We start from the raw sequence: 21,811 nt of genomic DNA on the forward strand, positions 1-21,811 counted from the left end.
GCATCGCTGCGGCGCCCGGCTTCTGGTTGAGTCAGCCAATCAGACGGTCTCTGCCGCCGATTCAAGGAAGTCCTGCGCAAAACGTTGCAGCACACCGCCCGCTTCGTAGATTGCGACTTCTTCATCACTGTCGAGGCGGCAGGTCACCGGCACTTTGACCGTTTCGCCATTCTTGCGATGGATCAGCAGCGTCAGCGTGGCGCGTGGCGTACGTGCGCCGGTCACGTCATAAGTCTCGGTGCCATCCAGCGCCAGCGTCTTGCGGTTAACGCCGGGTTTGAACTCGAGCGGTAGCACGCCCATGCCGACCAGGTTGGTACGGTGAATCCGTTCGAAGCCTTCAGCGACGATCACTTCGACACCCGCAAGGCGTACGCCCTTGGCCGCCCAATCACGCGAGGAACCCTGGCCGTAGTCAGCGCCAGCCACGATGATCAGTGGCTGCTTGCGTTCCATATAAGTTTCGATGGCTTCCCACATGCGCATCACTTCGCCGTCCGGTTCCACGCGCGCCAACGAACCTTGTTTCACCGTGCCATCGGCGTTCAGGACCATTTCGTTGAACAGCTTCGGGTTGGCAAAAGTCGCGCGTTGTGCCGTCAGATGATCGCCGCGGTGGGTGGCGTAGGAATTGAAATCTTCCTCCGGCAAGCCCATTTTGGTCAGATATTCGCCCGCCGCGCTGCTCGCCATAATGGCGTTAGATGGCGACAGGTGATCGGTGGTGATGTTGTCCGGCAACACCGCCAGCGGGCGCATGCCTTTGAGCGTACGCTCGCCAGCCAAGGCGCCTTCCCAGTACGGCGGGCGGCGAATGTAAGTGCTCTTCGCGCGCCAGTTATACAGTGGAGTGACCTGCTCGCCGCTGTCGGCTTGCGGGGCAAACATCGGCACATAGACCTGGCGGAACTGCGCAGGCTTGACGGCGCTTTTCACGACCGCGTCGATTTCTTCATCGGCCGGCCAGATGTCTTTCAGGCGAATTTCTTTGCCGTCGACCACACCGAGCACATCTTTTTCGATATCAAAGCGCATGGTGCCCGCAATGGCGTAGGCCACCACCAGCGGCGGTGAAGCCAGGAACGCCTGCTTGGCGTACGGGTGAATGCGCCCGTCGAAGTTGCGGTTGCCAGACAATACCGCCGTCGCGTACAGGTCGCGCTCGATGATTTCCTGCTGGATGCTCGGTTCGAGTGCGCCGGACATGCCGTTGCAGGTGGTACAGGCGAAAGCGACAATGCCAAAACCCAGCTGTTCCAGTTCTGGCAGCAAACCGGCTTCTTCCAGATAAAGTTGTACCGTTCTGGAGCCCGGTGCCAGCGATGACTTGACCCACGGCTTGCGGGTAAGGCCCAGGCGGTTGGCATTACGCGCCAGCAGACCGGCAGTGATCACATTGCGCGGGTTGCTGGTGTTGGTACAGCTGGTAATGGCGGCGATGATCACCGCGCCATCCGGCATCAGGCCAGCGGCCTCTTCGGCGCGGGCCTTGTCGAGGTCGACGGCAATACCGCGTTCGGCCAGCGCCGAAGTGGGCAGGCGCTTGTGCGGGTTGGACGGGCCAGCCATATTGCGCACCACGCTCGACAAATCAAAGTGCAACACGCGTTCGTATTCAGCGTTTTCCAGGCTATCGGCCCACAGGCCAGTATGCCGGGCGTACAGCTCGACCAGCCGCACCTGTTCTTCCTCGCGCCCGGTGAGCTTGAGATAGTCGATGGTTTGTTGATCGATAAAGAACATCGCTGCCGTGGCCCCATATTCGGGGGCCATATTGGAGATGGTGGCGCGGTCGCCCAGCGTCAGTGCCGCAGCGCCCTCACCGTGGAATTCCAGATATGCGCCAACGACCTTTTCCTTGCGCAGGAACTCGGTCAGCGCCAGCACCACATCGGTGGCGGTAATGCCAGGCTGCGGTTTGCCAGACAGTTCGACGCCAATGATGTCGGGCAAACGCATCCACGAGGCACGGCCCAGCATTACGTTTTCGGCTTCCAGCCCGCCAACGCCAATGGCGATCACGCCCAATGCGTCAACGTGCGGGGTGTGGCTGTCGGTGCCGACCAGCGTATCGGGGAACGCCACGCCGTCTTTGTCATGAATCACCGGGCTCATCCGCTCCAGATTGATCTGGTGCATGATGCCGTTGCCCGGCGGGATCACCTCGACATTCTTGAAGGCCTTTTTGGTCCAGTCGATGAAATGGAAGCGATCTTCGTTGCGGCGATCTTCAATCGCGCGGTTCTTGGAAAAAGCTTCTGGATCGTAACCGCCGCATTCAACCGCCAGCGAGTGATCAACGATCAACTGCACTGGCACGACCGGATTAACTTGTGCGGGGTCGCCACCCATGTCGGCAATCGCGTCGCGCAGACCGGCCAGATCAACCAGCGCGGTCTGGCCGAGGATATCGTGGCAGACCACTCGGGCCGGGAACCACGGAAAATCCAGCTCGCGTTTACGTTCAATCAGCTGCTTGAGTGAGTCGGTCAGCGTGGCTGACGAACAGCGACGGACCAGATTTTCGGCCAGTATGCGTGAGGTATAGGGGAGCTTGTCATAGGCACCAGGCTGGATCGCCTCAACCGCAGCACGCGTATCGAAGTAATCCAGCGAAGTGCCCGGCAGAGGTTTGCGGTGTGCAGTATTCATGGCGTAGGCAGACTATAGAGTTGTGGCCAGGGGCAAGAAAGGGGGCAACGGCCCCCTCTGCATTCAGAATCAACGCTGTTCGATCGGCACGTAGGCCAGATCTTCCGGCCCGGTGTAATTGGCCGAAGGACGGATAATCTTGCCGTCCTGACGCTGTTCGATGACGTGTGCGCTCCAGCCGGAGGTTCGCGAAATTACGAACAGTGGTGTGAACATTGCAGTCGGCACGCCCATCATGTTGTAGCTTACCGCGCTGAACCAGTCGAGATTGGGGAACATCTTCTTCACGTCCCACATCACCGATTCCAGGCGCTCGGCGATATCAAACATCTTGCTGTCCCCCACGGCTTTGGACAGCTCACGCGCCACACCCTTGATCACCTTGTTGCGCGGATCGGCGATGGTGTAAACCGGGTGACCAAAACCAATCACCACTTCCTTGCGCTCAACACGGGCGCGGATGTCGGCTTCTGCTTCGTCCGGGCTTTCGTAGCGCTGCTGGATCTCGAACGCGACTTCGTTGGCGCCGCCATGCTTGGGACCACGCAGTGCGCCAATCGCGCCCGTGATGCAGGAATACATGTCCGAACCCGTGCCAGCGATAACGCGGCCAGCAAAGGTCGAGGCATTGAACTCGTGCTCGGCGTACAGGTTGAGCGAGGTGTGCATCGCCCGCACCCACAACTCGCTTGGCTTCTGGCCGTGCAACAGATGCAGGAAGTGGCCGCCGATGGTGTCATCATCGGTTTCCACATCGATGCGCTTGCCGTTGTGGCTGAAGTGATACCAGTACAGCAGCATGGAGCCGAAGGACGCCATCAGGCGGTCAGCGATTTCGCGCGCGCCCGGCGTGTTGTGGTCGTCTTTTTCTGGCAGGGTGCAACCCAGCGCCGAAACGCCGGTACGCATCACATCCATCGGGTGAGCCGACGCAGGCAGCGCTTCCAGCACGGCTTTCACCGACGCAGGCAGGCCGCGCATGGCCTTGAGTTTTTGCTTGTAACCGGCCAGTTCGGCCTTGTTGGGCAGCTTGCCGTGCACCAGCAAGTAAGCGACTTCTTCAAATTCGCAATGCTCGGCGATATCGAGGATATCGTAGCCGCGGTAATGCAAGTCGTTACCGGTGCGCCCGACGGTACACAGCGCGGTATTGCCAGCGGTCACGCCGGACAGAGCAACCGATTTCTTCGGTTTGAGCGGAGTTGGAGTTGCTACGTCATTCATTGCCGTTGCTCCCTTGCAGGTCGTCTCGATAGATCAAGAAAAAACACAAATTGTTAAGTTCAGAGAGGTTGACCGGAGGGGTTTTCACAATCCGGCCCACCTACATGTGCAATCACTTCTGTGTGGCGGCTTCACCGGCGAACAGTGCATCAAGCTTCTGTTCGAAGGCGTGGTAACCGAGGTGCTGATAGAGGTCGGCGCGCGTCTGCATGACGTCGAGCACATTGGCCTGAGTGCCATCGCGCTGGATCGCCTGATACACATTCAGCGCGGCCTGGCTCATCGCACGAAACGCCGAGAGCGGATACAGCACCAGGCCAACGTTAGCCGAAGCCAGTTCGGCAGTGGTGAACAGCGGCGTCGCGCCGAATTCAGTGATATTGGCAAGAATCGGCACTTTGACCGCCGCGGCGAAACGGCGGTACATATCCAGACTGGTCATCGCTTCGGGGAAGATCATGTCGGCACCGGCTTCAACACACGCCACGGCGCGTTCGATTGCCGCATCCAGCCCTTCGACCGCCAGCGCATCAGTGCGCGCCATGATCACAAAGCTGTTGTCACGACGGGCATCGACTGCCGCCTTGATGCGATCGACCATTTCGCCCTGCGTCACAATCGCCTTGTTCGGGCGATGGCCGCAGCGCTTGGCTTGCACCTGGTCCTCAATATGCACAGCTGCAGCACCGGCTTTTTCCACGGCCCGCACGGTACGAGCGATATTGAAAGCGCCGCCCCAGCCGGTATCAATATCCACCAGCAATGGCAGCTCGGTGACGTCAGTGATGCGCCGGATGTCGATCAATACGTCTTCCGGCTGGGTGATGCCTAGATCGGGAATGCCGCAGCTGGCCGCAGCGACACCACCGCCAGACAAGTAAAGCGCCTTGAAGCCGCTATGTTCGGCAAGGCGGGCGCTGTAGGCGTTGATAGCACCGACCACTTGCAGTGGATGTTCGGTCTGGACCGCCGCGCGAAAGCGGGAACCTGGTGAAGACATTCGCATTTCCTTTATCTAATAACCGCCTGTACATGATGTGCATTTGGGCCGCATCTCACTGCCATGCGACACAAGCAACCCTATACCTGGCACCAAAACAGACAAGCGTTTGCATGCAGAATCAGGGCAGGAAAATCGCATCCTTGCGGGACTGAAAACCCGCCATCCCGATTCCAGTGCGCCCTTGCTATTGATCATTCATAAGCGGGCCATTTGATGGCGCAGCCCGGATAAGCGGCTGAGGAATCAAGTGATATCAATGTAGCTGACAAAAGTTGCCAAAGCCCCCCTCTAGTACAGGGGGTTTTGGTAGCGACAGAGCCGTATCCGCCCCCACTCCTGCACCTCACCGGGTGTACTGCAAATCCGTGACCAGGACAGCCACAGGCGGACCTTGGACATTGGAGCGGGAGTGGCATGCTGGCGTTCGCAACCAGCAGCACCGGACACCGATTCAGCCGATGAAAGAGCGGCTGAATCGATGTCCGCACTGATGCAAAGAACGTATAAAAAGTCGCCCGGAATCGGGCGACTGTATGGCTGGTTTAGAACGTGGTTTTAAAGGTCAGCGACACGGTATCGCGATCGCTCAACAGACTCATCAGCCCGGCATACGAGGTGATGGTTCCGTTAGCTGCAGTCCGGTAAGGCCCGAAGAACGAGGTGTACTTCAGGTCGAACTGATATTTCGACTTCACCATGGCAATCAAGCCAGTCGACCAGTTACCGGTGTGTTGGTTACCACCCAACGGCACCGCTGACTCACCCTTGAGACCATCCGAAAAGCTGGTCGGCATAGAAAGATCCACGCCTGGGAAAACCTGGGTCCACGCCGGAGAGAAGTAGACGCTCATGCCGATGAAGTCCTTGGTCGACTGATCAATCCCGGTGTACGCCGGATTACCACGATACTGGGCATAGCCACTGGTCACGGATACCAGTCGGTTCCACGTCAGTTCACCCTGCAGCGTTGCGCGATCAAACAAGGCGGTCTTGCCAAACACCTTGCTGTCGTTGATCGCCAGGTGCAGGGTATTACCGTAGGCACCGCCGGTTTCGCCATCTTGCGGCATTGCCGCGATATAACCCGGCGTGCCGGCCCTGAGCGGTGCGATGGTCAGGAAAGGCTGGCTATTGAGCGGCATGTTCTCACGGTAGCTCAAATCCACTGCCAGCTTCGTGCCCTCGACATTTTTATTCAAGCTCAAGCCATAGATATCAATGCCTTGGGCAAATGCCACCCGATATTGCAGTTTGGCCGGGTTGAGAATCACGCTGTCAGGCAGCGTATCAGAGGTATTGCGGTAGAACAGGCCGAGGGTGCCATCCAGCCACTGCGGACTCCATTTGGCGTAGAGACCGTAATCGCCAGCAGAGTGCGGGGTAATGTCCGGGCCATGTGTGGCCACTTTGCCGCCTGGCAAGTAGGCTGAATCGCCCCCGTTAAGCGCCAGATCGTACATGCCCAGGTAAGAACCTGCCTCCGGGAAGCGGGAATGCTCCCAGTCCAGATAATACTGTGCGCCAAACTTCCATTCAGGCGAGGCCGTGTAATCAGCGGTCAACTGGTTACGCGGAAGATAAACCTCCTTGGCCTCGTTGAGCGGGATGGTAAACAACTTGCCAAGGTCCATGGCGAACTGGCCATAGTCGATGCCATGCAGCAGTGTCTGGGTGCCGCTACCCCAGACCTGCAGGCTTTTACCGGCAGTGACGCCGACCACTTGCTGCGGGCCGAAATCAAAGTTACCAAACGCGTAGGCTTCGAGCAGTTCTCCCGAAGGGCCATGGGCGTAACGATCGGTATAGTCGCTCAGGCCCAGGGCGGGCTTGCCATTCACCAGGTGATTGGGTGTCGGATTGGGATTATCCAGATTGTTGTAGGCGGCGTCGTACCAGGCCGCACCACTGACGCGGAACCCCACCTTGTGCTGATAGGCAAAGTCAAAGGTACTCAGCAGATCAAGACGTTCCGACGTCATCTGCCCTTTGTCAAAGTTCAAGTCGCCATCGTTGTAGTTCGGGCTACTCGTGATATGCGGATCTTGTTCTGCCACCCGGTTCGCCAGGTTCACCTTGACGGTGTTGTCCCAATTCACCGAGATATCGCTGTTACCGGTATCAAACTTGTAGGCGTAAGCCGGCATGGCAGTCAGGGCGGCTGTTGTGGCAGCCGCCAGTACGGACAATTTGCTCACGAACCCTCTAGATTTCTTCGACATATCTCCCCCACTCATTTTAATGTTCAAGTTATATCTGGACTTCTACATCTTGATGGGACTGCAGAGCCGCCATCAGCCGAGCTCCTGTCAGCATTTGAATTTCAGTTGCCGTTACCCCCGGAGCGAGCTCGATCAGTTGCAAACCATTCGGGGTCACATCGATCACCCCCAGGTCCGTGATAATCCGGTTCACTACTGCGCAGCCAGTCAGCGGCAGCGCGCATTGCTTCAGAATTTTGTGTTCGTTGCCCTTGGCGACGTGTTCCATCAGCACCACCACGCGGCGGGCGCCAGCCACCAGATCCATCGCCCCACCCATGCCCTTGACCAGCTTGCCGGGGATCATCCAGTTGGCCAGATCGCCGGTTTCGCTCACTTGCATGGCCCCGAGAATGGCCAAGTCGATATGGCCACCGCGAATCATTGCAAACGAGTCCGCGCTGGAAAAATACGAAGACCCGGGCAAGGCCGTGACGGTCTGTTTGCCCGCGTTGATCAGGTCTGCATCCACCTGATCGTCAGTCGGGAATGGGCCAATGCCCAACAGGCCATTTTCGGATTGCAGCCATACGTCCATTCCTTGCGGAATGTGGTTGGCAACCAGCGTCGGCAGACCAATCCCGAGGTTTACGTAGAAACCGTCCTGCAGCTCCTGTGCTGCGCGCGCCGCCATTTCATCGCGAGTCCATGCCATGTCTGTGCTCCTAGCCTTGTACGGTGCGTTGTTCGATGCGCTTTTCAGGCGTCGCATTGATCACGATGCGATCAACGTAAATGCCCGGCAGATGGATCTCGTCCGCGGCCAGCGCGCCGATCTCGACCAGTTCCTCGACTTCGACCACGGTGACGCGGCCAGCCATGGCACAGACCGGATTGAAGTTGCGGGCGGTCTTGTTGAACATCAGGTTTCCAGCCTTGTCGGCCTTCCACGCCTTGACCAGCGCCACGTCCGCAGTCAATGAATGCTCGAGGATGTGCGGCACGCCATTGAACTCGCGCACTTCCTTGCCTTCGGCGACCATCGTGCCCACGCCAGTACGGGTGAAGAAGGCCGGAATCCCCGCGCCGCCAGCGCGCAGCTTCTCAGCCAGCGTGCCTTGCGGGGTGAATTCGAGCTTTAGTTCGCCGCTCAGATACTGGCGTTCAAACTCTTTATTGCCGCCGACATAGGACGAAATCATCTTGCTGATCTGGCGTGTGGTCAGCAGTTGACCCAGCCCGAAGTTATCGACGCCAGCGTTGTTGCTGATACAGGTGAGATCACGCGCGCCGCTGTCGCGCAGTGCGGTAATCAGCGCTTCGGGAATACCGCAAAGCCCAAATCCGCCGACAGCGAGCGTTTGTCCGTCGCGCACGATTCCGATCAGAGCGGCTTGCGCGCTCGGATAGAGTTTGTTCATGGCATCAATCCAGTGAGTGGTAGTCGCTGCTACATCGAGTTGAGCGCGGGATAACTGAGCGCGTGCTGCATTGCTGCGAGCAAGGTTTCCGGCGGCAGTGCGCCGGACAAGGTGAACTGCTGGTTGAACACAAAACTGGGCACACTGCCCACACTGCGGCGGGGTGAAGACTGCACGTCTGGTTCTGACGCAGCCTCACTGATCGGCGCGCCAAGACAATCTGCAACCGCTGCGCCATCGAAACCGTATTTGATTCCCAGCCGGGTCAGCAGCGCGTGGTCGCCAATATCCTCGGCATCCACAAAGTAGGCCTGCAGCAGCCTTTCAATCAGCGCTTCCTGCTGTTGTGCGCTGCCGTGCTTGCCCACGAAATGAATCAAGCGATGCGCGGCCTGCGTACTGGGCATAACGGTGATTTCCCCGAACGCAAAGTCGATCCCCGCCAGACGGCCAGCGCGCTGCACCTGAACCCGCCGCGCCGCCACTGCTTCATGGCTGCCCAGGCGCTGCACATAAAATTGCAGATAGGGCAGCCCTTGGTCCGGTACATCGGGCAGCAGCATGTGCGAGCGCCAGATCATTTCGACCTCGACATCCGGATTCAGCTTGTTCAATTGGGCAATGGCAGTGCTCAAATGACGCTTCCCGATCAGGCACCAGGGGCAAATCAGGTCAAAAAAGAATTCGATAACCAAGGGCGTCTTCATACACGGGTCACAATAAGGAGCAAGGGCACAGCCATTGAGCGGTGTCGATATTGGTTCACTGCGGAGCAACAGCACTGTCGAGCTGGCAAAGGTCACGAATCAACGTTTGTGCCTGCGGCCACTCGCCAAATCCCGCTGCCGGGTTTAAATGCCCAACTGGGCCGACTAGCTCTACGCGACTACCCCAAGCCTCAGCCATCGCAATAATGCGTTCAACCTTGCCCAGCGGATCGTTACTGCTGGCTGCCACAATTGAGGCAAAAGGCAGTTTGCTGCGCGGAATAGGCAACCAGCCGTTGGCGGCGATTGAATTACTGTCCGGGTAACCGGCTGGCATCGGAGATTCCAGATCGGCCGGAGCCGCCAGCAATGCGCCCAGAATGGGACGCTGATGCTGGCTGGCCCACTGAACCGTGATCATGCAACCCGCACTGTGTGCCACCAGCACAATCGGCCCTTCGATTTCACTGACAACCTGCTGCAACGCGGCTACTCGGGCGGCGCAACTCAGTTTGTCGTGTTCCAGTGGCGGCACCGAGCGAACCTTGTGACCAGCTTGTTGCAGCTTTTCTTCGAGCCGGGTTTGCCAATGTTCTGGCACGTGGTCGCGCAGCCCCGGAACAATCAAAACGGTGGGCGATGTGCTGTGGCTCATGGTGTGGTTCTCACTTCTCACGTGATTCGGTTAAATCCGGGCTTTGGCGCGCATGGCGTCCAGATAAGCCAGATCGTGTGAGTATTTGCGTTTGGCGATCACGAAGACCGCAGTAGCCAGCAAGCCGATAAAGAGAATGACGCGCAGTGCAGCAAGCAGCCCCACTTTGTCGGCAATCAGCCCGGTTACAAACGGCCCTGGCGCCAGGCCCAGCAGGTTATTGGCCAGAGTCAGCGTGGCAAATGCCGTGGCGTGGATGGAGGTTGGAGTCAGCCCGGCCACCATGGCACCGGCTGGGCCAGATGTACCCGCCACCAGAAAGATACCCAGGCCAAGCAACACCAGTTGCAGCGGACCGGCCGGAATCTGTAGTGCCAGCGACAAGAACGTGAACGAGATCAGGCAAAACGCGATGGCAAAGGTCAGTTTGCGCGACGGGTTATTGCGGCTGAAGCGATCGGTAATGCCGCCACAGAACACCATGCCCACGCCTGCAATCAGCAAAAACATCGCCGCAGTCACCCCGGCCTTGTCGGTCGGCATGGCGTAATAGCGGTTCAGGTAACTTGGCATCCAGGCCAGGATGGCGCCCATCAGGAAGAACTGCAGTCCGCTGCCCACGTAAACACACTTGACCGTGCGGGTGGAGAACAAGCTGGGCAGCATGGCGCGCCAGCTGATGCGCGCTGCGGCGGCCTCTTTGGCCTCGGTGGTGACTTCAGATTTTTGCAGTGTCAGACGCTGTTCGGTCACCACCAGGCGGTAAATGCTGACCAGCACCAGACCGAACAGAGCCATGATGCCAAACGACCAGCGCCAGCCCATATGCACCGCGATAACGCCGCCGATCCCCATGCCCAACACCGAACCGAAGGCACCACCGGCCATAAAGGCACCGGTCAAGGTCGAGCGCATGTTGGCGGGAAAAATACTCAGGATCAGCGCGATACCAACACTGCCGTAGGCGGCTTCACCCAAACCAACAAAGAAGCGCGCAACCAGCATTTCGCCGTAGTTGTTGGCCAGCGCACAGCCCAATGTGGCGAGTCCCCAGACGGCAGCCATCACCGTAATGCTTTTGACCCGGCCCCAGCGGTCTGCCAGCAAAGACAAGGGGAAAGTCAGCAGGCCAACCATCAGCGCTACCACGCCACTGAGCGAACCCAGTTGCGTATCGGACAATCCCCATGCCGCTTTGAGCAATGGAAAAACCGCATTCAAGACCTGGCGTGACATGTAGTCAGACAACAACAGGCCGAAGGTCAGAGCGAAAACGACCCAGGCATAAGTACGAGAAACCGATGGTGCTTCCTGATAATCCGCGACCATGGCATTAGCGATATTCATTCCCAAAATGCTGCCCTCCAGCTTGTCTGTGGATCGTTATCGGGCCCGGCCAAAGCGTCGTCGAACTGCTCTGGCCCCAAGCGCCCTTATTTACGCAGCGGCACGTTCTTTTCGCCCGACTTGCGATTTGGCGCCATGCCGTTTTCGGCCAGCGTCTGGTCAACGGTGTCGTACTGCACACCAATCTTGTAAATGGCACGTGCTTCCTTGCCATTGGCCACTTCACGGCCAAGTTCGTGGGCAACGCGCACGCATTGCTGAATCTGCTGCACCGAACTCATGCGCTTGCCGTGCTGGTCGATGATGGTGTCTTCAATGCCGCAACGTGGGTGCAGGCCCATCGCCATTGCCATCATGTTGAAGGGCAGAACATTCTTCAGCAGCGATTCGGCGGTCAGCGTGCAACCTTCTGGCGCACGATGGATGAAGTTGAAGAAGTTGAACGGATTCGGGCCATCAAAGCCGCCACCGATACCAATCCAGGTCAGGTTCAGCGGACCTTTGTACGCGCCTTTGCGCACCAGACGGTCCAGCGTTTCCAGCGCGTGGATACCGGTCAGCTGAAAATGCGGCTGGATGCCAGATGCCGCCAGTCGACGCAGATGCTCTTCAACCCATGCCGGGCCAGCGGGTACGGTCATTTCGCTGTAGGCCGCCTTCAAACCCGGATTAGCCAGCGAGGTGCCTTCCAGGTATTCCGGATAGAGCAACTCCATGATGTTCATTTGCGTGGTGTTGATCGCCACGGTCACCTGGTCTGGCTTGGGCAACAGGTCCGCCAGCATGTGGCGGGTGTCATCAGACAACCACTTGGCCGCCTGGCCGTCATCTTCCGGCGCAAACGAGATCGAACCGCCCACCTGGATGATCATGTCGGGCACGGCATCACGCACACCGGCGATCAGTTCATTGAATTTGGACAGGCGCTTGGAGCCTTTGCCGTCGAGTTCACGCACATGCAAATGCAGCACGGTGGCACCGGCTTTATAACAGTCGACGGCCTTTTGTACCTGCTCTTCCATGGTGACCGGGATGTCTTCGGGGAAGTCTTCCGGTGCCCACTCCGGGCCGTACGGCGCCACGGTGATGACGACTTTGTCCTGGTTTTCTGGATGCAGTGAATCGTCTAGAAATTGCATGGTGTATCCCTCTTCTTGCGTCGGTTATTTGTTTTCAAGTGGCTGGATTACGTGTCTGACCCATCGGTCAGGCAGCTGGCTAAAACGGTTTGTCGCCGACGATGCCTGCCCGCTCCATCTTGCGATGGCACGGCGGGTAGTCCATCACCGCGTAATGCTGGGTAGACCGGTTGTCCCAAATGGCGATGCTGTTGGGCTTCCAGCGCCAGCGCACCTGGTATTCGGGGATGTAGGCCTGGCTAATCAGATAGCGCAGCAGGTCGCTTGCACCCGGATTGGCATCCTGGCCGTAGCGCACGTTGGCTGCGGTGTGGTAGTTGGTGATATGCGTGGTGAACGCATTCACATTCAGGATTTTTTCGCCGGTTTCGGGATGCGTGCGCACCACCGGGTGCTCCGCATCGGGAAATCTATCTTTGAGCGCCAGGCGTTTTTCGATTGGCAAGGCCGCGCCAAAACTGGCTTCAATGCTATGGCGAGCGCGCAATCCGGCGATCCTGGTTTTGATCTCGTCGGGCAGCTTTTCGTAGGCCAGCACCATGTTGGCCCACATGGTGTCGCCACCCACTGGCGGGCATTCCACGCAGCGTAGTACGGCACCAAACTGCGGCGTTTCGCGCCAGGTGGTATCGGAATGCCAGGCATTCTCGTAGCGATCGTTCGGCTGCTCCGGATTCTTGTAGATACGCACCAGGCCAGGGTATTCCGGGTCGCTGCCGACCACCGGATGATCTTCCAGGTCGCCGAAGCGGCGCGCAAACGCGACGTGGTCAGCGCGTGAGATATCCTGGTCACGCAAGAACAGCACACGGTGCGTCAGCAGCGCGGCGCGGATTTCGGCAAACAGCCCGTCATCGTGAACGGCATCCGCCAGGCTGACGCCAGTCAGTTCGGCACCCAGTGCATAAGTCAGTTGTTCGATACGCATGAGATTGGCTCCTTGGCCCGGATCAGATGACGAACACCGATGAACCGGTCGTCTTGCGTGTTTCGAGATCGTGATGCGCCTGCGCGGCATGTTCGAGCGAGTAGCGTTGATTGATCTCGATCTTGATCCGGCCAGCCGCAACGTGGCCAAACAGTTCAGCGGCCAGTTCGTCTTTTTCTGCGGGATCAGCGATGTAATCCGCCAGCGCCGGGCGGGTCAGATAGAGCGAGCCCTTCATCGCCAGCAGTTGCGGATTGAATGGCGGGATCGGGCCAGAGGCCGTGCCAACGCAAACCATCAGGCCACGGCGCTTGAGCGAATCCAGCGATGCTTCGAAGGTATCTTTACCCACGCTGTCGAACACCACATTCACGCCCACGCCATTGGTCAGTTCACGCACGCGTTTGGCGACGTCTTCCTGGCTGTAATTGATGGTGTGGTCGCAACCATGAGCGCGGGCAATTTCTGCCTTGGCTTCGCTCGACACCGTACCAATCACGGTCAGGCCGAGGATCTTGGCCCACTGCGCCACAATCAGCCCAACGCCACCGGCAGCGGCATGCAACAGAATGCTGTCACCTTGTTTGAACGGATAAATGCGGCGCATCAGATAAGCAGATGTGAGGCCACGCATGGTCATGGCGGCGGCCGTTTCGCAACTGATTCCTTCCGGCAGCTTGATCAGCGGCGCGGCTGCAATCAATCGCTCGGTGCTGTAAGCACCCAAGGTGTTGATGAAGCCGGTGTAGGTAACGCGGTCACCCACGGCCACATTGGTCACGCCTTCACCGATGGCTTCCACCACGCCAGCCGCTTCCACGCCCATGCCAGCGGGCATCGGCACCGGATACAGACCGGAGCGGAAATACGTATCAGCAAAGTTGAGCCCGACCGCTTCGTGCCGCAGGCGTACCTGGCCAGCCGCCGGGGCGCCGACCGATACTTCTTCATACTTCAAAACGTCCGGTCCGCCGGCTTCATAAAAACGAATGGCATGTGCCATGTTGATCTCCTGTTATCCATGTGGGCGCTATGGGCTCACACGGTAAAAATCCATCAGATTAAAACAACGTGTTATATAAAACACATTTGTTATATATTTTTAATATAAATAGTTCCGGGTGACGGCTAAACCAGATCGGCGATCAGGGTAAACAAGTGCTCGAATTCGGCTGCGGTGCTGCCATCAAAGCGCGGATCATCGTTGCTGGAAAAGACGCATTTGATTTCACCCCAATCTGCTTCAGTCAAATGACGTAGCGCAGCAGGAATGATCACCCCTTCTTCACGCCCCAGGTGTTCCCATACGAATCGGGCGTATTGGGTAACGGCGGTTTTCATCTCGTTCAGCGTGGCTTCGCCTGCCACATATCGGTCAACAACCAGAGCCAACTCCGCAGTGAGCTCGGCATCTCGTTGATGCTGGTGTTCCAGTTCGTCCAGATCGGCAGAAACCAGATCGGTCCGCTCCCGCAACTTGCGGAAAAGGTATTCACTTTCTTTAGGATGATGCAGGGTCAGCGCAAAGGCCTGGATATAACGAATCATGGACTGCATGAGCGCATGATTTGGTGTATGACCGTGCTCTTGTGCAGTCTGGATCATATAAAGCCATGCGCGCAAAATCGCGGCGAGCGAACGGTGCTGGTCACGAATAATCGCAATGGCCTGGGACGACAACGTGGACTTGCTGGCCGCGGAAACCAGCACCGGAATGTCACTGTGCATCAGCACTTTGAGCATTTGCGCATCGAGCATGGTGTCGGCGCGGTCGCCCTTGCCATGCAAGGCCATGAAGATCAGATCGCAATCACCGGCACGCGCAGCGCTCAAAATGGCTTGCGAGGGATCATCGCTCACGCAGCTGCTTGAACTGCACGGCACGCTTTGAGCGCGGGCGGCGGATTCCGCTCTGGCCAGCAACTCACGCGTGCGGTTTTCGTAGACGTAGGTAAACTCGGTCGGTACAGATTGCCGATTGCCTTCTGCCGACCCGAACAGCAAGGTCGCGTGGTCGGGCTGGGCGTGGAAAAAGCTGATGCGGGCATCCAGGGTGCGGGCCAGTTCGACAGCGCGACTGACCGTTTCAATGGAAAGATCGGTATCGTCGATGGGGACAAGCAGGTGACGGTACATGGCAGCTCCAGGCTCAGGCAATCAGGACCTGCACTTTTCCTTCGACCACCCTGACCGGCAGGGTAGGAACAGAAAGTGCCGGGGAAACGTTATTTGCGCCGGTGGTTACGTCAAAGCGCAGGCCATGAGCCGGGCACACCACGGTACGCCCCGAGAAACAACCGCCAGAAAGCGCCGAGCCCATGTGCGGACAGGCATTTTCCAGCGCATGAATGGCGCCATCCACGTTGAACAGAACAACGTCATAGCCGCCGAGGCGTACTGCCAGCGAACGCCCGGGGGCAAGCTGCTCCTGGGCACAGACGTCTTCGTATTTCATGTGGTTATTTCCCGTATGGAGTGAACCCTGAAGCTAGAGTAAATCTAGGAATGTTCCGACGCCCTACTCAGAAAAGGGAGGGAAGAGGGGGGGTTGACCAGGTGGGGGGATTCGACTGATCCTTCATTACGGGCATGGCTATTTCTGGCCCGGTGGTTGAGTGGATGGGTTGATAGCGTGCTGTCAGCCAGACATTGCATTACCTAAAGGCGCAGCCTGATGTCGTCAGAGAGTAGTGGTGCATTCGGCGCCGTAACCGAATTTGTTCTCAAGACCACCCCCCCCAAAGCACCCCGCCATTTGCTGGTCCGCCCCCGGCTGAGCGCCATTGAGGACAGCTTTCGGGAACATCGTTTGATCGTGGTGCAGGCCCCCGCCGGGTTCGGGAAAACCTCTCTGCTGGCGCAATGGCGGCGCGAATATCTGACCCAGGGCGCCGTGGTCGCCTGGTTACTGGCCGATGGCCGCGATGATCCCTATCGTTTTCTGCAAGGTCTGGTGCATGCAGTCAGAGTGGGGGCGGCCCGGCCAAACTTTGGCCGCTTGCTCGTCGAAGGCGCAACCGCAGTGGTGGGAGAGCTGGAGGGGGTAACCACCTGGCTGGCCGAACTGGCGATGTCCGCACTGGATCTGGTGTTGTTTATTGATGAAGCCGACCACCTGCCGGAAGCCAGCCTGACGGCATTGACGTACCTGATGCACAACGCCCCCAGCAACCTGCGGGTCGTTGTTGCGGCGCGCAGCGGGATCACCGCCGCCGTCGCCGATCTGGAAGGCTATGGTCAGTGCGCGGTAATTGGTGCCGAGACACTGCGTTTTCGGCTGGATGAAACCATTGCGCTGATCCGTAACCGATTCGGCGCCCGCGTCGACGCCGATACCTGTGCGCGTTTGCACGAACTGGCCGAAGGCTGGTCACTCGGTCTGCAGTTGACACTCTCGGCAATGGAACGGGAGAGCGACCCGTTATCTGTGCTTGGTTCTTTATCCAGCAGCGCGGGTGGATTGCGTGACTATTTCGTTGATGGCTTGTTATCAAAGCTGCCCGCCGCTGACCTGACCTTTCTCACCAGCATTGCGCTGGTCGATCAGCTGCATCCCGACCTCTGTGCAGCTTTGAGCAGCCATGAGCACGCCGAAGAACAACTTGCCCGTTTGATGCGGGAAACGCCGATTTTTGTCGCCAGCGAAAACGGTACCTGGTGCCGTTTGCATATGCTGGCGCGTGACGTATTGCGGGCGCGATTTGCGCAATTACCGCAGAAAGAACAGGCACAACTGCATGGCCGCGCCATGCACTGGCTGGCCGAGCACGGCATGGTGGAAGAAGCGGCAAGACACGCCTACGCGGCAGGCGAATACAGCGTGGCCTTCGCCTTCGCCGAGCGCTGCTTTTACGACGCGGTAAGACAGGGACATCAGGTGGCGGTACTCGACTGGTTCGAGCGCTTGTCCGAAAGTGACCTGGAGCAGCGCCCCCGTTTGCGACTGGCTGCGGCATGGGTACTGGCCCGCAGCGAACGCCACGATGAAGCAGAAAGACAAGTCGACCGCTTGCTGGCCAACCCCGATATCGATGACGAATTGCGCTATGAATGCGCGCTGATCATGTGCGCAGCGGCTTATTTTGGCGACGATCCCGACCTTTTTGTCGCCATGTTCAAACCCTGGGCTGGCTCGGCACCCACGCGTGACCCGTGGCTGCTGCAAATTCACGCCAACCGGCTTGCTGGCAACGCCATTCTGCATGGTGACCCGGCGCAGGCACGACGACATCAGCAGCTCGTTCCAGCCTTCGGCGGCGACAGACCCGCCGGCTATGTAGCGCGTTGGGGCGGGCTGATGGTGGGCCTGAGCTATCTGGTCGAGGGCCAATTCCGCCTGGCGGAAGAAGTCTTGCGACCTGCACTGGCTGGCGCTGAACTGGGTCTCGGACGACGCAACCCCTTGTCTTGCATGCTGGCGTCATTACTCGCCACGGCGGTCTACGAGCGCGATCAGCTCGATGAAGCTGCCGCTTTGCTGGCCAACCGGCTGGACGTGCTGGAACGGACCGGCACCCCGGAAACAGTGATGTACGCTTATCGTGCCGCCGCCCGCGTGGCCGCCGCCCAAGGCAGCGAACATCGCGCTCTGGATCTGCTTGAGGCCATGTACTCCACGGGCGTCGCGCGCAATCTGCCGCGACTGTGTGTGGTCAGCCTGGCCGAACAAATCCGCATTCATGCCGGGCGTTTCCGTTCGGAAACCTGCCGTGCCCTGGTGCAGCGGATCGACGAAATCGTGCAAGCCAACGCGGATCGTGGCCCGTTGTGGCAAAAACTGGTGATCTTCTTCCAGACCTTGTCACATGCTTATGCGGCGTTTTCCGTGCAGAACTGGCGCGGCGCGCTTGAAGATCTAGCCATCGCCGGCCCCCAGGCAGACGCCATGAAGATTGGCCGCTATCGCATCGAAATCATGGCATTGCGAGCATTTGCGCTCGATAACGTCGGTGAAGATGGCGTGCCCTTGATTCGTGAGGCGATGAATCTGGCGCAAACTTTTGGCCTGGCCCGCACCTTGGCCGATGCTCATCCATCGCTAGCAGACTGGGCGCGGCGGGTAGCGAAAGAGAGTGAGGATGTGGGCGCTGGCGGGCAAATTCCGCGTGCGGCACGCCCTCCGGTCGAAAACAAAAACGCCGCCCCGCGCGCGCTACCGAGTATGGGTTTGACCCCCAGAGAGCGAGACTTGCTTGAACAACTGGCACGCAATCTTTCGAATAAAGAAATTGCCATTGCCATGTCGGTGAGCGAAGAAACGGTGAAATGGCATCTGAAAAACCTGTTTGGCAAACTCGATGCCGGTTCGCGCCGACAGGTTGTGCGACGGGCGCAACTGTTGGGTTTCCTGGAAGGCGGCGGCGCTACCTAGCCATCAGGCTTGTCCCCTGCCCTGCAGCGACACATCGCATACCCGTCACATACTGGCCAACTCAATCTGGCAGATCAATCCTGATTAAAAGCCCGCCGTGACGCCAACCCAGCTTTGCCACGGCGGTAAAACGGTGCTAGCGATATTGATTTCGCAAAGCCAGCTTGTTGAGCTTGCCAACGCTGGTTTTGGTCAGTTGTTCAACAAACTCGATCCGTTCCGGAATGGCATATCTGGAAATAAACCCTTGCGATGCAAAGTTCTGCAAATGCGTGCGGATATCCTCACCAGACAGTTTGTTGACGAAGTCCGGCAGCACCACCACCAGCGCCAGCGGGCGTTCGCCCCATTTGTCATCAGAAACGCCGATCACCGCAGCTTCCATCACCGCCGGGTGACGGCAGATCAACTCTTCCACCTCCAGCGATGACACCCACTCGCCGCCCGTCTTGATGACGTCTTTCATCCGGTCGGAAATCTGCAGATAGCCGCGCGCATCGATATGCCCGATATCCTGCGTGTGCAGCCAGCCGCCGTCCCACAGCAGTTCTGAGGCATTCGGGTTGTTGAGATAACCCTGCGTGAGCCACGGCGCGCGGATGACGACCTCGCCAGCGGTTTTTCCATCCCGTGGACAGGTATCCATCTGCTCGTTGACGGTTCTCAGTTCGACCAAAGACACCGGGCGACCCGCGCAGAGTCGCGTAGCAATGTCTGCTTCACCTTCGACCAGGTCTTCGCTCATGACTTGCGCCAGAGCCACCACCGGACAGGTTTCCGACATGCCGTAGCCGGCAAATACGTCGATACCACGCTCCAGCGCCGCCTTGGCCAGACTGGATGTCAGCGCAGAGCCACCAATGATCGCCGTCAGGCCAGACAAATCGATATCGCGCCCGGCCGGGTCGGACAACAACATGTTCAGGATCGTCGGTACGCTATGCGTGAAGGACACCTTTTCTTTCTCAATCAATTTGAGAATGGTGCCAGCCTGATAGCGCCCCGGATAAACCTGTTTGAGCCCAGCCAGCGTAGCGATATACGGCAGCCCCCATGCGTGAACGTGGAACATGGGCGTCAGCGGCATATAGACATCGCCGCGATGCAGGCCGCCTTGCTGTGGCGCCAGGGCCAAGGTATTAGAGACCGCCAGCGTATGCAGAACCAGCTGCCGATGGCTGAAATACACACCTTTGGGTGTGCCGGTGGTACCGGTGGTATAGAACGTCGTCGCCCGCGTGTTTTCATCGAAGTCGGGGAAATCAAACTGGTCTGTGCTGTTGCTCAGCAAGCTCTCGTATTCGCCTTCGAAATGAGCGGGAACAGCTGCAGATTCGTCAGACAACAGAATGAATTTCTTGACGCTGGTGAGCTTGGGCTGAATCTCTGCCAGAACGGGCAGGAAGTCCTCGTTCACCAGCAGCACATCAGCCGCCGCGTGGTTGAGGGTGTACAAGATTTGATCCGGTGACAGCCGCACATTCACCATCTGCAGCACTGCGCCCAGCATCGGCACCGCGAAGAAACACTCCAGGTAACGGTGGCTATCCCAATCCATCACGGCCACCGTACAGCCGCCTTTCACCCCCATATTAGTGAGAGCATTGCCCAGGCGGTTGATGCGCAGCGAGAACTCTTTATAAGTGTGCCGTCGCTTGTCCGCGTAGACGATCTCCTGTTGCGGCGCTACGGCCAGCGGCGTGTGCAACAGCTGCTTGATCAGCAGCGGATAGGTATAAGCGGAGGCCGTAACCGGGATGGTATTTGTTTCCATAAATACGATGCTTCCTGTCGAACCGTGCGCTGGAGTGGCGGGCTGCCGCAGGATGGCGCGGCCGGGAACACATGACCGCTCCCGAAACCACGCCACTCAAGCTCACTTGAAATCGTTCAAATAGACCAGCCAGCCATGCTGAGCTTGCAATATCGTGCCCCAATCAAGCGGGCACGACAGCAAGTTCAGAAATGGCCGATGGCATCACACGCGCTCGAAAATCGCCGCCACGCCCTGACCGCCGCCGATGCACATGGTAACCAGTGCATAGCGCCCGCCGATCCGTTGCAGTTCATGCAGCGCCTTGACTGTGATGATCGCGCCGGTCGCGCCCACCGGATGGCCGAGCGAAATCCCGGAACCGTTCGGATTTACCTTGGCTGGATCAAAGCCGAGTTCTTGCGCCACCGCGCAGGCTTGGGCCGCAAACGCTTCATTCGCTTCAATCACGTCGAGATCAGCAACGGTCAGCCCGGCACGCTCCAGCGCAATGCGGCTGGCTGGCACCGGGCCGATCCCCATATAGGCAGGATCAACCCCGGCATGTCCCCACGACACCAGCCGCGCCAGCGGCTTCAGGCCAAGCGCCTCTACCCGTGCGCCGTCCGCCAGTACTACTGCAGCCGCGCCATCGTTGAGGCCAGAAGCATTGCCGGCGGTAACTGAACCGTCTTTCTGGAACGCGGGCTTCATCTTGGCCAGTTGCTCCAGCGTGGCATCGGCGCGCACGTGCTCATCGGTATCGAAAACCACCGTGCCCTTGCGGCTGGCGATTTCGACCGGGACGATCTGTTCTTTGAAGCGCCCTTCGGCAATTGCCCGAGCGGCGCGTTGCTGGCTTTCCAGCGCCAGCGCATCTTGTGCCTCGCGGCTGATGCCATAACGGGTCGCGACGTTCTCGGCGGTAATGCCCATATGAATCTGCTGCCACGGGTCGTGCAGAATGCCGAGCATGTAGTCGATCATCTGCGCATTGCCCATGCGCGTGCCCCAGCGAGCGCCGGGCATCATGTAAGGGCCACGACTCATTGACTCAGCACCGCCGCCGACAGCGATGTCGGCATCACCCACCATAATGCTCTGCGCGGCCAGCAAGATCGCCTGCAGGCCAGAACCACACAGCCGGTTGACGTTGAAGGCCGGAGTTTCCTGCGGGATGCCCGCATCCACCGCCGCGACCCGAGATAGGTACGCATCGCGAGTTTCGGTCGGGATCACATTGCCCATCACCACCTGACCCACCGCCGCCGGATCAACTCCGGCGCGTTCAAGCGCGGCGCGGATCACCGTAGTGCCCAGTTCAACCGGAGCAACATCTTTGAGCGAGCCGCCAAAGGCGCCAATCGCGGTACGGGCAGCGCCAACGATAAAAATTTCTTTTGGATTCATGGA

The 21,811-nt window shown here is 58.7% G+C and carries 17 protein-coding genes; 1 reads left to right on the forward strand and 16 read right to left on the reverse strand.

Annotation, left to right across the window (positions count from 1 at the left end; all coding sequences use genetic code 11):
- Positions 1 to 39: 39 nt before the first annotated feature.
- The 14 genes from acnD to P4L78_RS18370 form a co-directional block, all read right to left on the reverse strand.
- Entirely contained in the window at positions 40 to 2,652 is a 2,613-nt protein-coding gene (gene acnD, locus P4L78_RS18305; RefSeq protein ID WP_309329679.1) for a Fe/S-dependent 2-methylisocitrate dehydratase AcnD, read from the reverse strand.
- A 69-nt stretch (positions 2,653 to 2,721) separates the two neighbouring features.
- The gene (gene prpC / locus P4L78_RS18310; protein WP_309329681.1) at positions 2,722 to 3,876 is read right to left on the reverse strand and encodes a 2-methylcitrate synthase; all 1,155 of its coding nucleotides are present in this window, start codon (positions 3,874 to 3,876) and stop codon (positions 2,722 to 2,724) included.
- 112 nt (positions 3,877 to 3,988) lie between these two features.
- On the reverse strand, positions 3,989 to 4,876 hold the full coding sequence (gene prpB, locus P4L78_RS18315; RefSeq protein WP_405051579.1) for a methylisocitrate lyase: 888 nt from the start codon (positions 4,874 to 4,876) through the stop codon (positions 3,989 to 3,991).
- Between the two features lie 545 nt (positions 4,877 to 5,421).
- Entirely contained in the window at positions 5,422 to 7,074 is a 1,653-nt protein-coding gene (locus P4L78_RS18320) for a DUF1302 family protein (RefSeq protein ID WP_309329685.1), read from the reverse strand.
- Positions 7,075 to 7,126: 52 nt separating this feature from the next.
- The gene (locus P4L78_RS18325) at positions 7,127 to 7,792 is read right to left on the reverse strand and encodes a CoA transferase subunit B (protein ID WP_283150995.1); all 666 of its coding nucleotides are present in this window, start codon (positions 7,790 to 7,792) and stop codon (positions 7,127 to 7,129) included.
- Between the two features lie 10 nt (positions 7,793 to 7,802).
- Entirely contained in the window at positions 7,803 to 8,498 is a 696-nt protein-coding gene (locus tag P4L78_RS18330; RefSeq protein WP_309329687.1) for a CoA transferase subunit A, read from the reverse strand.
- Positions 8,499 to 8,527: 29 nt separating this feature from the next.
- Positions 8,528 to 9,205 carry a DsbA family oxidoreductase gene (locus P4L78_RS18335; protein ID WP_309329689.1) on the reverse strand — a complete coding sequence of 226 codons (678 nt, stop codon included), beginning with the start codon at positions 9,203 to 9,205 and terminating at the stop codon, positions 8,528 to 8,530.
- 55 nt (positions 9,206 to 9,260) lie between these two features.
- Positions 9,261 to 9,860 carry an alpha/beta fold hydrolase gene (locus P4L78_RS18340; protein ID WP_309329691.1) on the reverse strand — a complete coding sequence of 200 codons (600 nt, stop codon included), beginning with the start codon at positions 9,858 to 9,860 and terminating at the stop codon, positions 9,261 to 9,263.
- 30 nt (positions 9,861 to 9,890) lie between these two features.
- Complete coding sequence (locus P4L78_RS18345) at positions 9,891 to 11,207, reverse strand: MFS transporter (protein ID WP_309329693.1); 1,317 nt, start codon at positions 11,205 to 11,207, stop codon at positions 9,891 to 9,893.
- An 86-nt stretch (positions 11,208 to 11,293) separates the two neighbouring features.
- Positions 11,294 to 12,346, reverse strand: a complete 1,053-nt coding sequence (locus tag P4L78_RS18350; RefSeq protein ID WP_309329695.1) for a 3-keto-5-aminohexanoate cleavage protein — start codon at positions 12,344 to 12,346, stop codon at positions 11,294 to 11,296.
- A 79-nt stretch (positions 12,347 to 12,425) separates the two neighbouring features.
- On the reverse strand, positions 12,426 to 13,274 hold the full coding sequence (locus P4L78_RS18355) for a TauD/TfdA family dioxygenase (protein ID WP_309329697.1): 849 nt from the start codon (positions 13,272 to 13,274) through the stop codon (positions 12,426 to 12,428).
- 22 nt (positions 13,275 to 13,296) lie between these two features.
- Positions 13,297 to 14,277, reverse strand: a complete 981-nt coding sequence (locus P4L78_RS18360) for a quinone oxidoreductase (protein WP_283151002.1) — start codon at positions 14,275 to 14,277, stop codon at positions 13,297 to 13,299.
- Between the two features lie 125 nt (positions 14,278 to 14,402).
- Entirely contained in the window at positions 14,403 to 15,410 is a 1,008-nt protein-coding gene (locus tag P4L78_RS18365; RefSeq protein WP_283151003.1) for a universal stress protein, read from the reverse strand.
- 13 nt (positions 15,411 to 15,423) lie between these two features.
- Entirely contained in the window at positions 15,424 to 15,729 is a 306-nt protein-coding gene (locus tag P4L78_RS18370) for a Rieske (2Fe-2S) protein (protein WP_309329700.1), read from the reverse strand.
- A gap of 219 nt (positions 15,730 to 15,948) precedes the next feature.
- Here P4L78_RS18370 and P4L78_RS18375 point away from each other — a divergent pair, with 219 nt between their 5' ends.
- A complete protein-coding gene (locus P4L78_RS18375) occupies positions 15,949 to 18,645 on the forward strand; it encodes a LuxR C-terminal-related transcriptional regulator (RefSeq protein WP_309329702.1) in 2,697 nt (898 codons plus the stop codon).
- Positions 18,646 to 18,781: 136 nt separating this feature from the next.
- Here the strand turns inward: P4L78_RS18375 and P4L78_RS18380 are convergent, their stop codons facing one another.
- Positions 18,782 to 20,419, reverse strand: a complete 1,638-nt coding sequence (locus tag P4L78_RS18380; RefSeq protein ID WP_309329704.1) for a fatty acid--CoA ligase — start codon at positions 20,417 to 20,419, stop codon at positions 18,782 to 18,784.
- 204 nt (positions 20,420 to 20,623) lie between these two features.
- The gene (locus P4L78_RS18385) at positions 20,624 to 21,808 is read right to left on the reverse strand and encodes an acetyl-CoA C-acyltransferase family protein (protein WP_309329706.1); all 1,185 of its coding nucleotides are present in this window, start codon (positions 21,806 to 21,808) and stop codon (positions 20,624 to 20,626) included.
- Positions 21,809 to 21,811: the final 3 nt, after the last annotated feature.

This window comes from Silvimonas sp. (genome assembly GCF_031291215.1).
Lineage (GTDB): Bacteria > Pseudomonadota > Gammaproteobacteria > Burkholderiales > Chitinibacteraceae > Silvimonas > Silvimonas soli.